This is a genomic window from Bradyrhizobium sp. BLXBL-01, assembly GCF_051853025.1.
Classification (GTDB): domain Bacteria; phylum Pseudomonadota; class Alphaproteobacteria; order Rhizobiales; family Xanthobacteraceae; genus Bradyrhizobium.
In genome coordinates, this window is the sequence record NZ_CP182471.1 from 1 (window position 1) to 12,373 (window position 12,373).

Consider the following 12,373-nt stretch of genomic DNA (forward strand, 5'->3'; position numbering starts at 1 on the left):
AAGAACCCTGCATGGCGCTCACAACGCAACTATATCTCTCAAGAGAAGTTTTCTGACGATGACAATGGAACAGGATCGCTGGTCACGCGTGAAGGGTCGGTTGCGCTCGAGCGTTGGCGAGGACGTCTACACGAGCTGGTTTGCACGCATGGATCTGGAAGGCGTGCAGGACGAGAGTGTGCGGCTGTCGGTGCCGACGCGGTTCCTGAAGAGCTGGATCCAGGCCCATTATGCCGAGCGCGTGCTGTCGTGCTGGCAGGCCGAGATGCCGGAAGTGCATCGCATCGACCTCACGGTGCGGTCCGCCGTGCGTCCGACGGCGCAGCCGAAGGAGGCGCCCGCGCCGGTCGAGGCGCGCCGCGCGCCGACACCGGAATTGCGCTCGACCGCGACCGCACCGGTCTCGGCCAATCACGACGCGCTCGGCGGCTCGCCGCTCGATCCGCGCCTGACCTTCGCGAGCTTCGTCGTCGGCCGCTCCAACACGCTGGCCCATGCGGCCGCGCGCCAGGTCGCCGAAGGACGTCGCGGCGACCCCGTGATGTTCAACCCACTCTACATCCATGCCGGCGTCGGCCTCGGCAAGACGCATCTGTTGCAGGCGGTGACCTGGGCCGGCAATTCCGGCAACGAGCGCAAGGTGCTGTATCTCACGGCGGAAAAATTCATGTACGGCTTCGTCGCCGCGCTGAAGACGCAGACGGCGCTGGCTTTCAAGGAAGCGCTGCGCGGCATCGACGTGCTGGTGATCGATGACCTCCAGTTCCTGCAGGGCAAGTCGACGCAGGCCGAGTTCTGCCACACGCTGAACGCGCTGATCGACGCCGGCCGCCAGGTCGTGATCGCGGCCGACCGTCCGCCGTCCGATCTCGAAAGCCTCGATGACCGCGTGCGCTCGCGGCTCGCTGGCGGGCTCGTGGTCGAGATGGGCTCGCTCGGCGAGGAGCTGCGCCACGGCATCCTGAAATCGCGCGTCGCGGCGGCCCGCGCCCATCATGCGACGTTCGAGGTGCCCGAGGAGGTGCTGCACTATCTGGCGCGCACCATCACCCATAACGGCCGCGACCTCGAAGGCGCGATCAACCGCCTGCTCGCGCATTCCAAGCTCAACAACCGGCCGGTGACGCTGGAGATGGCCGAGCACGAGGTGCGCGACCTGGTGCGGCCGCAGGAGCCCAAGCGGATCAAGATCGAGGACATCCAGCGCGTGGTGGCACGGCAATATAATGTCAGCCGCTCCGACCTGCTCTCCTCGCGCCGCACCGCCAACGTGGTGCGCCCGCGCCAGGTGGCGATGTATCTCGCCAAGACGCTGACCCTGCGTTCGCTGCCCGAGATCGGCCGCCGCTTCGGCGGACGCGACCACACCACCGTGCTGCACGCCGTGCGCAAGATCGAGGCGCTGGTCTCCAAGGACACCGCTTTGTCCGAGGAAGTGGAATCGCTGAAGCGCCAGCTTCAGGAATAAAGGCCTAGGGCTCCCGCCCTGCTCCCGCCGCCCCGGCTTGCCTGGGCGGCGGTCTTCGTTTTGGGGCGGTAAATCGTGGGGAACTGGCCCCCATCCCTTGAATCGCCGGGGCATCCGCGGCACCTTGCGCGACCCAGGCGGCTTTGGTCATATCGGCAGGAATGATCCGGCCTTGCGGGGTCTTCGATGCCGTGGCGCGCGTCCCGCCGCCCGGCCTTCTCAACGCTGTGTTTTCCTTGGGGATCGGGCGAGTAGTGCAATGAAGGTTACGGTCGAACGCGCGCAATTGCTGAAGTCGCTGGGCCATGTCCACCGCGTGGTCGAGCGCCGCAACACGATCCCGATCCTCGGCAACGTGCTGGTGCGCGCCGAGAACGCGAAATTGTCGCTGAAGGCGACCGACCTCGACCTCGAGGTGACCGAGACGCTGCCGGCGGAAACCGCGACCGCGGGCTCCACCACGGTGCCGGCGCACATGTTCTACGACATCGTGCGCAAGCTGCCGGACGGCTCGCAGATCGTGCTGGAGGCCGACGGCGACCGCGCGGTGCTGGCAATCCGCGCCGGCCGCTCCCGCTTCACGCTGCAGACGCTGCCGGAGAACGATTTCCCGGATCTGGCGGCCGGCGACATGTCGCACTCGTTCTCGCTCGCCGCCAAGGACGTCAAGCGGCTGATCGACCGCACGCAGTTCGCGATCTCGACCGAAGAGACGCGCTATTACCTCAACGGCATCTATCTGCATGCCGCCGGCACGGCAAAGGCCGCCACCCTGCGCGGTGTCGCCACCGACGGCCACCGCCTCGCCCAGCTCGACCTGGTGCAGCCCAAGGGCGCCGAGGGCATGCCCGGCGTGATCGTGCCGCGCAAGACGGTCGGCGAGGTGCAGCGCCTGATCGAGGACACCGAGGCCGAGATGACGATCGAGCTGTCGCAGGCCAAGATCCGCTTCACCATCGGCAACGTCGTGCTGACCTCGAAACTGATCGACGGCACCTTCCCCGATTACGGCCGCGTCATCCCGCAGAACAACGACAAGGAGCTCGTGGTCGACAAGAAGGATTTCGAGAACGCGGTCGACCGCGTCTCGACGATTTCGAGCGAGCGCGGCCGCGCGGTCAAGCTGTCGCTGTCGGCGGGCAAGCTGGTGCTGTCGGTGACCAACCCGGATTCCGGCAGCGCGACCGAAGAGCTCGAGGTCGAATACGCCTCCGACGCCCTCGATATCGGCTTCAACTCCCGCTATCTGCTCGACATCGCCGCCCAGATCGAAGGCGACGTCGCAACGCTTCGCCTCGCCGACCCCGGCTCGCCGACGCTGGTGCAGGACCGCGACGACAAGAGCGCGCTGTATGTGCTGATGCCGATGCGGGTGTGAGGGGGTGGTCTTCCTCGCGCGACACTTTCCGTGTGGAGACAACCCCTCACCCGGCTTCGCTGCGCGAAGCCACCCTCTCCCACAGGGGGAGAGGGTGAAGCGACAGCCTTCTCCGTCGGAACAAGCGCGATGCAGGTTGCTGTGCCCTCTCCCCTTGTGGGAGAGGGCATCTCCGCTGACGGATACACACTCGGTCGGGTGAGGGGTTCGTGCCGCAGGAGCCGTCCCATCGGCCAGTCGCCAAGCGTCTCCGCCAGTTCGCGAAGAACATGCGACATGAGCCGACGGATGCTGAAGCTGCGATGTGGCGCTTGCTGAGGGATCGCCGGCTGTCCGCGTTCAAGTTCCGCCGGCAGGTCCCGTTCAAGAATTTCATCCTTGACTTTGTCTGCTTCGAGAAGCGCCTCGTGATCGAGATCGATGGTAGCCAACACGCGGAATCGCAGCGAGATGCGGCGCGCGAGGCGACGCTTGCTGCCGAAGGGTTTTGGACATTGCGCTATTGGAACAACGACGTACTTCAGCAGCCCACCTCTGTGTTGGAGGATATCCTTGCAAAGCTTGCCGGGCGGTAAGATACCCCTCACCCGTCGCCTCACTTCGTGAGGCGCCACCCTCTCCCACAAGGGGAGAGGGGAAGAAGCGCGTCCATGACAAAGAACTCATGACCCCCTCCCGCATTCATCGCCTGACGCTGACGCATTTCCGCAATTATCGGGCGGCGGGGCTCGAGACGGCGGCTGACCTGGTGGCACTGGTCGGGCCGAACGGGGCGGGCAAGACCAATTGCATCGAGGCGATCTCGTTCCTGTCGCCGGGCCGCGGCCTGCGCCGCGCGACACTGGAGGATGTCGCCGACAACCAGGGCGACGGCTCCTGGGCGGTGTCGGCGCAGGTCGAGGGCGCGCTGGGGCTCGCCACGCTCGGCACCGGCATCGATGCGCCGCGCCCGGACGCTGCCGTGAGCCGGCGCTGCCGCATCGACCGCGAGCCGGTGGGTTCGGCCAGCGCCTTCGGCGATCACATCCGCATGGTGTGGCTGACGCCGGCGATGGACGGGCTGTTCATGGGCGCGGCCTCCGAGCGCCGGCGCTTCTTCGACCGCCTCGTGCTCGCCATCGACAGCGAGCATTCCAGCCGGATCAACGCGCTCGAGCGTTCGTTGCGCTCGCGCAACCGCCTCTTGGAGACGCGCAATTACGACGACCATTGGTGCGACGCGATCGAGCGCGAGACCGCCGAGCTCGCAGTCGCGGTGGCGGCCACGCGCGGCCAGACCGCGGCAAGGCTGACCGGCATGCTCAACGCGCGCGCGCAAGCCTCCGCATTTCCGTCGGCGCAAATCGCGCTCGACGGCTGGATGGAGAACGCGCTGCTGACGGAGACCGCGACCTCGGTCGAGGACCGCTACCGCCAGATCCTGCGCGACAACCGCCCGCGCGATGCCATCGCCGGCCGCACCACCGACGGCCCGCACCTCACCGACCTCGCGGTCCTCTATGCGCCGAAGAGCATGCCGGCGCGCGATGCCTCGACCGGCGAACAGAAGGCGCTCCTGATCGGCCTCGTGCTGGCGCATGCGAGCCTGGTCGCCGAGATGACCGGCATCGTGCCGCTGCTGCTGCTCGACGAGGTGGTTGCGCATCTCGATCCGAACCGCCGGGCGGCGCTGTTCGATGAGCTGAAGAAGCTCGGCGCGCAGGTGTGGCTGACCGGTGCGGATCCTGCGGCCTTCGCCGAGATCGGCGCAGGGGGCGAAGTGTTTGACGTCGAGAGCGGACGAGTCTCGGCCCGCAGCTAGGCCGCCGCATTGAACCCGCTTGTTTGCGGCCACGACTAGCTGCTTGTGGCTGCAAGAGGCGGCCATCGCGCAGGATTTCACAACTGGCGCGATATCCTTGGAGCATGAGTCATGGCGACGGTGGGGCGTGGGGCGCAAGCTCCGGCACGATGGCAACTCATTGCGTGCGGCCTTGCTCTCCTCGCAAGCTGCCTGCTCGCGGCAAGCGCCGGCGCCTTCGTGTCGAACCTGCCGCCGCTGTTCCCGGCCGCGCTGACGCTGGATCCCGCGGCCAGGCTGCCCGCGCCGACCCGCTATAGCTATCGTGGGATCCACACCACCGTGATGCCTGGCATCGAGGCGCCGCTCCGGACCAGGTTAGAGGCCCGCGTGCCCGCGGCGCTCAGTGAGGTGCTCGCGTTCTATCGGACCGAGCTTGGAAAGCTCGGCTGGCAGGAGCAGCAGGATGACGCGGTGGTCGGCGCCGATCACGCGCGCCTCGCCTTCGTCTCCCCGATCGGGCCGGCAGCGCTGGAGCTCGACCGCAAGGAGGGCAGCACCGCGGTGCAGCTCGTGCAGAAGAATTCGCAGGCCGCGACCCGCGCCAACGTCCTGCCTGAACCCGGCAAGGCCAAGCTGGTGTTCAGCAATATCGGCGAGAACGAAGCCGTGCTCACGATCAACCAGCGGACCATCCCGCGCCCCGCCGGCGCCAACGCCGTCGCGCTGGACCTTGTGCCCGGCACATACAGCTACGGACTGAGCGTGCCGGGCCATCCGGCCAGAACGAGCATGCTCACGGTCGCAGCCGGCGATACCTGGGAGCTCACGATCGGGCGCGACGGCGAGGCGTGGCCACCGCTGCAGCTGTACTGAGCCGCTGTTCGGCCATGGCTGTTGAACCTGGCCGGTTCCTGCCGCGACTTCTGGTCTGAGGCCGCGCCGATGGGGGCGTCGCCTGCAAATGCGCGGGCATGACGACCCCGCGCCATCCAGGAGCTTGACGATGTCGATGATCCCGCGCGGGACGCAAGTCCCGGCACGATGGCGGCTGTTGGCCTGCGGCCTCGTCCTGGTAGCGAGCTGCTCGATCGCGGCTGCCGCGGACAGCGGTATCGTCGATGTCCACGCGCTGCCCAAGCTCGAGGGTGCGGTGGAGGACACCGCACGGTCCGAATCCTGGCGCCTCGAATATCGCATGCCGACGTCGGAAGCGGTGACGGCGCCGGCGTTGAAAAAGCTCCTCGGCGCCGACGGCTGGGTGCCCTATCTGCGGCCGCTCGACGAAAAGAGCACGACGCTGAATTTCAAGAAGGGACGTCAGGGCCTGTCGGTTCATTTCACGCAAGGCGTCGGCCGCCCGGATCAATCCATGGTCACCTACGCCTCCGACCGGATCTACGGCAACGTGCCGTTCCCTGACGGCGCGACCGACATCATGTTCGATGGCACGAGGCCTTATCTCGGCTGCATCGCGCCCACCGCGCTCGATGCGACGTCGGATTTCTTTGGCCGCGAGATGGCTGCGATCGGCTGGCAGAAGCTCACGGCGGAGACCGCCGCGCGCTGGACCAGCAATCTGGATGAGACCATCCCCAACGGTCTGCGCGCGTATTACGCGCACCCTGATAACCAGGAGACCGGCTTCTCCAAGCAGAAGCCGGTGATGCTGACGCTGACCCGCCGTGACGATGGCCGCACCAATGTCGAAATCCGGGTCGCGCCGTTCGCGCTGCCGGAGGTGCTCGAGGCCGACAGCGAGATGGCCGGCCTACCGCGGCCCAAGCCGACCAAATCCGCGCGGAGCCTCGGCAGCGCCAGCTCCAACAAGCGCGAGATCTCGGCCGCCGCGATGGCCGAGCTGCCCGCCGTGCTCGCCTTCTACCAGCGCGAGCTCGCCGCACGCGGCTGGCAGGAGGACGGCAGCGCGCCGCTCGCACCCGGCGACGAGGTGGCGATCAAGATCTCCAACACCGATGAAACCGGCGTGCTGCGGCTCGGCCGCAAATATGATTTCACCATGGTCAGCCTCACCGCGCAGGTGAAGGACTCCGCGCTCGCCGCCCGCGCCAAGGCGAAGAAGGAGGCCGACGCGAAGTTCCTCGGCGATGCGCTTGGTGCGGCTCAGCAGCTCATCGCCGCTGACGAGGCGAGGCGCAAGGCGCAGGCCACCTCCCTGTCCGATGCGCCGCTCCGTGCGCTCGCCGACAGCAACACGCCAGTGCCGCTGCCCGAGAGCGCCGAAGGCGTGAAATTCGAAGGCGGCGACGGCCATCTCGAATTCTCCTCCACCTCGAGCGTCAAGGCGCTCACCGCGTTTTATCGCGCATCGCTCAAGCCCACCGGCTGGAAGGAGCAGCCTTCCGTCATCAACCAACCCAACATGGCGGTGATGGAATTTTCCAAGGGCGGCAAGTCGATCTCGATGACCGTGATGCAGATGGGACCGAAGGTGAATGTGAGCGCCAGCGGATCGGGCCTGGTGATGGCCGCGGCCAGGCCGGCGGCCGTCCCGGAGGTGCAGGCCAAATCCGCCGATCCGCTGAAGCCGGATCCCGAATCCCCGCTGCCGGTGCCGACGCAGCGCTCGTCGAAATCGCTCGCCACCTCGAAGATGCCGGGCAGCGAGACGCCGTTCCGCCGCGAGCTGGAGGCCAGCATCCCCGCTTCGCTCGACGAGGTCCTCGCCTTCTACCGTGCGGAGCTTGCAAAGCTCGGCTGGCAGGAAAAGACCGGCGGCGCGGCCGCGTCCGCGGAACGCGCGCAGATCGACTTCACCTCGCCGCAAGGCCCGGCCGTGCTCAAGCTCGGCCGCGCCAAGGGCGAGACCATTGTCAATCTGGCGCAGAAGAATGCGGATGCCGCGGCGAAGGCCGACATCATGCCGAAGGCCGGACAGGCCCGGGTGATGATGGGCAACATGGGCGACAAGGAAGCCTCGCTCACGATCAACAAGCAAACCGTCAAGATCGCAGCCGGCGCCGGCGGCCCGCAATCACCGAAAGGCCCGATGCTCGACTTGCCGCCGGGCAAGTACCAATACGCGCTACGCCTGCCCGGACGCCCGGCCCGCACCGAGACCCTCACCGTTGTCGCCGGCGAGGCCTGGGGCCTGCTGGTGGGCCCGAGCGGCGACGTGCTGCCGCTGCAGATGTACTGATCTCATGTTCGCGGGTGTATGGGCCTCGTTGAACCCGTCCGGTTCGTGGGGCGACTAGTCGTCGAGAAGGCGGCGGCGACCGTGTCGCAGCCGCTGCATCGCGCAGAGATCGCGGTATTCCTGGAGAGTGGGCATGACGACGGCAAGGCACGGGGCGAAGGTCCCGGCACGGTGGCGGCTGTTGGTGTGCGGCCTCGCGCTTCTTGCAGGCTGCTCTCAGGAGCCCCTGACCGCAGCAGATCCCCGCGCCGACATGCCCGTGCCGACGCGAGCCAGTCACTCCAGCTTCAGCACCATGCGCGCGTCCGGCATCGATGTCCCGTTCCGACGCGAGCTCAAAGCCCATGTACCCGCAGAGCTCAGCGAAGTCCTGGCGTTCTACCGCACAGAACTCGGAAAGCGCGGCTGGCAGGAGAGGCCTGATGGCGCGATGGTCGCCGCCGATCACGCGCGGCTCGTCTTCGCCTCCCCGAAGGGGCCGGGCACGCTGACGCTCGACCGCGTCAAAAGCGAGACCACAATCGACCTCGTGCAACGAAATACCGAGGTTGCGGCCAAGGCCAACTTCCTGCCGATCGCAGGACACGCGCGGCTGATCTTCGGTTATCTCGTACCTGATGTGGCCTCGCTCGCGATCAACGGCCAGACCATCGAGATCGCGGGCGGCGTCAACCATCCGCAAACGCTGGATCTGCCGCCCGGCACATACTCCTACGCGCTGCTGGTGTCGGGCCATCGGGTGCACACCGACACCATCACCGTGGCCGCCGGCGAGGCCTGGTCCCTCAGTTTGGGGGACGAGGATAAGAAGCCGGACCAGATCTACTGAACCCGATCGCCCGTTCCGGGGCAGCACGGCGCCTTCGGAACAGGCATCCATGTCACCGCAAAAACCACGCCTTCCACGGCCGAAAACCGCCCACGAATCGGGCTTTTTGCAGCGCCCGGAATCGCCCGGCAAAAGCCTTGAAAACTTGCCGAAAAACCCTATCTGCTCAAAGGGTTGCCGGGAGATACTTTGCGCTAGGCGCAAGCGGTCTTTCATGGCACAAATAGCTCGCAAATCAGCGCCTTTTGCGCCGCTGATTCGGGCGACATCTCGAAGGCCTCTCATGACAGAACCTGCTCGGCAGCACGCTGCCGAAAACGAGCCCTCCAACGCGAGCGATTACGGCGCGGAATCGATCCGCGTGCTCAAGGGTCTCGACGCCGTCCGCAAGCGCCCTGGCATGTATATCGGCGATACCGACGACGGCTCGGGCCTGCACCACATGGTCTATGAGGTCGTCGACAACGCCATCGACGAGGCGCTCGCCGGCCATGCCACGCGTGTCGACGTGATCCTCAATGCCGACAATTCCGTCACCGTGCGCGACGACGGCCGCGGCATTCCCGTCGACATCCACAAGGGCGAAGGCATCTCGGCGGCCGAGGTCATCATGACCCAGCTGCACGCCGGCGGTAAGTTCGACCAGAACTCCTACAAGGTTTCCGGCGGCCTGCACGGAGTCGGCGTCTCCGTCGTCAACGCGCTGTCGAGCAAGCTCGGCTTGCGCATCTGGCGCGACAACAAGGAGCATTACATCGAGTTCGCCCACGGCGATGCCGTGGCGCCGCTGAAGGTCGTCGGCGACGCCCCGGGCAAGCGCGGCACCGAAGTGACGTTCCTGGCCTCGACCGAGACCTTCAAGAACATCGAATATGATTTCGCTACCCTCGAGCATCGGCTGCGCGAGCTCGCCTTCCTCAATTCCGGCGTCAACATTGCGCTCTCCGACATGCGCCACGCGGTCGAGAAGCGCGAGGAGATGCACTATTCCGGCGGCGTCGAGGAGTTCGTCAAATATCTCGACCGCAACAAGAAGGCGCTGGTGCCCGCCCCGATCATGGTGCGCTCGGAAGCCAACGGCATCGGCGTCGAGGCGGCGCTGTGGTGGAACGACAGCTACCACGAGAACGTGCTGTGCTTCACCAACAACATCCCGCAGCGTGACGGCGGCACCCATCTGGCCGGCTTCCGCGGCGCGCTGACGCGCCAGGTCAACGGCTATGCCGAGGCCAATGCCAAGAAGGAAAAGATCGCGCTGACCGGCGACGATTGCCGCGAAGGTCTCACCGCCGTGCTCTCGGTGAAGGTGCCGGACCCGAAATTCTCGTCGCAGACCAAGGACAAGCTGGTGTCCTCGGAAGTGCGCCCCGTGGTCGAGAACGTCCTCAACGAGGCGCTCCAGGCCTGGTTCGAGGAGCACCCGAGCGAAGCCAAGATGATCGTCGGCAAGGTGATCCAGGCCGCGGCGGCCCGTGAAGCTGCACGAAAAGCGCGCGAGCTGACGCGCAAGAGCCCGCTCTCGGTCTCCTCGCTGCCGGGCAAGCTCGCCGACTGCCAGGAAAAGGATCCGGCCAAGTCCGAGCTCTTCATCGTCGAGGGCGACTCCGCAGGCGGCAGCGCCAAGCAGGGCCGCAACCGCGAGTTCCAGGCCGTCTTGCCGCTCCGCGGCAAGATCCTCAACGTCGAGCGTGTGCGTCCCGACAAGATGCTGTCGAGCGAGCAGATCGGCACGCTGATCACCGCGCTCGGCACCGGCATCAGCGACGAGTTCTCGGTCGAGAAGCTGCGCTATCACAAGATCATCGTGATGACGGACGCCGACGTCGACGGCGCCCACATCCGCACGCTGCTGCTGACGTTCTTCTACCGGCAGATGCGCGACATCATCGACGGCGGCTATCTCTACATCGCCCAGCCGCCGCTCTATAAGGTCTCACGCGGCAAGTCCGAGCAATACCTGAAGGACGAGCGCGCGCTGGAAGATTATCTGATCGACGCCGGCCTCGACGACTGCGTGTACATCCCCGGCACCGGCGGCGACCGCTCCGGGCGCGATCTGCGCGCGCTGGTCGACGACGCCCGCGTAGTCCGCAGCATCCTGCGCAACCTGCACAGCCGCTATAACCGCAAGGTGGTCGAGCAGGCCGCCATCACCGGCGTGCTGAACAAGGAAATCTACGGCGATCCCGAGAAGGCGGCGGCCGCTGCGCAATACATCGCGAGCCGGCTGGACAACCAGGCCGAGGAGGTCGAGCGCGGCTGGGTCGGACAATTCGTCGAGGGCCAGGGTTTCCTGTTCGAGCGCACCGTGCGTGGCGTCAAGGAAGCCGCCGTCATCGACGACGCGCTGCTCGGCTCCGCCGAGGCCCGCAAGCTCGACGAGTACACGACCAGGCTCCAGGACGTCTATGCCCGCTCCGGCAAGCTGCGGCGCAAGGATACAGAGCACATGGTCCACGGTCCGGTCGATCTGTTCGAGGCCGTGACCGACGCGGGCCGCAAGGGCATCACCCTGCAACGCTACAAAGGCCTCGGCGAGATGAATCCGGAGCAGCTCTGGGAAACGACGCTGGACACCGAGGCGCGCTCGCTGCTGCAGGTGAAGGTCAAGGAGGTCGACGAGGCCGACGACATCTTCACCAAGCTGATGGGCGACGTGGTCGAGCCGCGCCGCGATTTCATCCAGGAACATTCGCTGAGCGCGACGATCGATATTTGATCGCCTCCCAAGCTCGTAGCTCTCGGTGCCAGCCAAGCACTCGCTGCACCTCTCCCGCTTGCGAGAGAGGTCGACACGCTCGCAGAGCGTGGCGGGTGAGGGCTTTCTCCTCTAGGGGATTGTCCCATTGCGGAGACACCCTCTCCCCCGCCCTCCCCCGCAAGCGCAGGGCTATCGCATATGACTTCTCGCGGCGGCCGGTGCGCACGCCTCGTCCTTCGAGACGGCGCTGGCGCGCCTCCTCAGGATGAGGCTCATCAGCGTCAGTGCCTCTTGAACCGTAGCCACGCACTCCGTCCTCATCCTGAGGAGCCCGCCTCAAGCGGGCGTCTCGAAGGATGGCCGCGGGGAAGGGCTCTCAAATGCGATTGCCCTGCCCGCAAGCGGGGGAGGGAGCGCACCGCCGTCCTGGCTACGAGCCCCACTGCACTCTAGGCCGCTCCTGAACCTCCCCACCCGCCATCGCGACGAAATGGCATGAACCCGCAAGGCCCATTCCGGCCGGGAAGTGTCGCGCCATGACCGCCTCTGCTACGACCAGCTCCGCTGCGCCCTCACGCCGCCTCGGCATCATCGGCAGCATCGTCGGCGTGCTGGCACTGATGGCGGCTGTGCTGCCGCATTGGGTCGTGCCGATCGTGTTTCCGCCGCCGCCGGCGGACAAGGTGATCGTCGACACCGGACACCGCATCAAGGACCGCATCGTCGCGAAGGTGAAGGGCGTGGAGTATCAGGCTCCGAAGGTCGAGAAATCGGCCGGACGAAGCTGGAGTGAAACCGCATCGGTCACGGCAATCTCGCTCGGCCTGCTCGCCATCCTGCTCTCGGTGCTCTCCCTGATCTTCCGGGAGGAGCGGCTCCTCGCCGCGGTCGCCGCCACACTCGGCACCGGCGCCATCGCCATCGAAATCTCCTTCTTCATGATGGGGGCCCTGATCCTGATCGCGATCCTCTACGTGATCGGGAATATCATCGGGCTGTTTTGAGGGGCGCTTTGACGGGTGCGGGTCCCAGCCAGCACAATTGCTCCCGCGGTCAA

General features: G+C 66.4%; 9 protein-coding genes. All 9 read left to right on the forward strand.

What is annotated here, in order from left to right:
- Window positions 1-58: 58 nt before the first annotated feature.
- The 9 genes from dnaA to ACNJYA_RS00045 all read left to right on the forward strand — a co-directional run bounded on the left by dnaA (window position 59) and on the right by ACNJYA_RS00045 (window position 12,320).
- A complete protein-coding gene (dnaA, locus tag ACNJYA_RS00005; RefSeq protein WP_172787963.1) occupies window positions 59-1,468 on the forward strand; it encodes a chromosomal replication initiator protein DnaA in 1,410 nt (469 codons plus the stop codon).
- Between the two features lie 259 nt (window positions 1,469-1,727).
- Entirely contained in the window at window positions 1,728-2,846 is a 1,119-nt protein-coding gene (gene dnaN / locus ACNJYA_RS00010) for a DNA polymerase III subunit beta (protein ID WP_172787964.1), read from the forward strand.
- Between the two features lie 209 nt (window positions 2,847-3,055).
- Window positions 3,056-3,421: an endonuclease domain-containing protein gene (locus tag ACNJYA_RS00015; protein ID WP_439364990.1), complete on the forward strand. Its 366-nt coding sequence runs from the start codon at window positions 3,056-3,058 to the stop codon at window positions 3,419-3,421.
- Between the two features lie 89 nt (window positions 3,422-3,510).
- A complete protein-coding gene (gene recF / locus ACNJYA_RS00020; RefSeq protein WP_439364992.1) occupies window positions 3,511-4,647 on the forward strand; it encodes a DNA replication/repair protein RecF in 1,137 nt (378 codons plus the stop codon).
- Between the two features lie 111 nt (window positions 4,648-4,758).
- Window positions 4,759-5,502, forward strand: a complete 744-nt coding sequence (locus ACNJYA_RS00025) for a hypothetical protein (protein ID WP_439364993.1) — start codon at window positions 4,759-4,761, stop codon at window positions 5,500-5,502.
- A 130-nt stretch (window positions 5,503-5,632) separates the two neighbouring features.
- A complete protein-coding gene (locus ACNJYA_RS00030) occupies window positions 5,633-7,786 on the forward strand; it encodes a hypothetical protein (protein WP_439364995.1) in 2,154 nt (717 codons plus the stop codon).
- A 133-nt stretch (window positions 7,787-7,919) separates the two neighbouring features.
- Window positions 7,920-8,615 carry a hypothetical protein gene (locus tag ACNJYA_RS00035; RefSeq protein WP_439364997.1) on the forward strand — a complete coding sequence of 232 codons (696 nt, stop codon included), beginning with the start codon at window positions 7,920-7,922 and terminating at the stop codon, window positions 8,613-8,615.
- Window positions 8,616-8,898: 283 nt separating this feature from the next.
- The gene (gene gyrB / locus ACNJYA_RS00040; protein WP_439364999.1) at window positions 8,899-11,334 is read left to right on the forward strand and encodes a DNA topoisomerase (ATP-hydrolyzing) subunit B; all 2,436 of its coding nucleotides are present in this window, start codon (window positions 8,899-8,901) and stop codon (window positions 11,332-11,334) included.
- 518 nt (window positions 11,335-11,852) lie between these two features.
- Window positions 11,853-12,320, forward strand: a complete 468-nt coding sequence (locus tag ACNJYA_RS00045; protein ID WP_260381373.1) for a hypothetical protein — start codon at window positions 11,853-11,855, stop codon at window positions 12,318-12,320.
- The last annotated feature ends 53 nt before the right edge of the window (window positions 12,321-12,373 follow it).

Excerpts from the sequence above, each read along its gene's own strand:
- dnaA (WP_172787963.1), top strand. The coding sequence starts at position 59 with ATGACAATGGAACAGGATCGCTGGTCACGCGTGAAGGGTCGGTTGCGC.
- dnaN (WP_172787964.1), top strand. The coding sequence starts at position 1,728 with ATGAAGGTTACGGTCGAACGCGCGCAATTGCTGAAGTCGCTGGGCCAT.
- recF (WP_439364992.1), top strand. The coding sequence starts at position 3,511 with ATGACCCCCTCCCGCATTCATCGCCTGACGCTGACGCATTTCCGCAAT.
- ACNJYA_RS00025 (WP_439364993.1), top strand. The coding sequence starts at position 4,759 with ATGGCGACGGTGGGGCGTGGGGCGCAAGCTCCGGCACGATGGCAACTC.
- ACNJYA_RS00030 (WP_439364995.1), top strand. The coding sequence starts at position 5,633 with ATGTCGATGATCCCGCGCGGGACGCAAGTCCCGGCACGATGGCGGCTG.
- ACNJYA_RS00035 (WP_439364997.1), top strand. The coding sequence starts at position 7,920 with ATGACGACGGCAAGGCACGGGGCGAAGGTCCCGGCACGGTGGCGGCTG.
- gyrB (WP_439364999.1), top strand. The coding sequence starts at position 8,899 with ATGACAGAACCTGCTCGGCAGCACGCTGCCGAAAACGAGCCCTCCAAC.
- ACNJYA_RS00045 (WP_260381373.1), top strand. The coding sequence starts at position 11,853 with ATGACCGCCTCTGCTACGACCAGCTCCGCTGCGCCCTCACGCCGCCTC.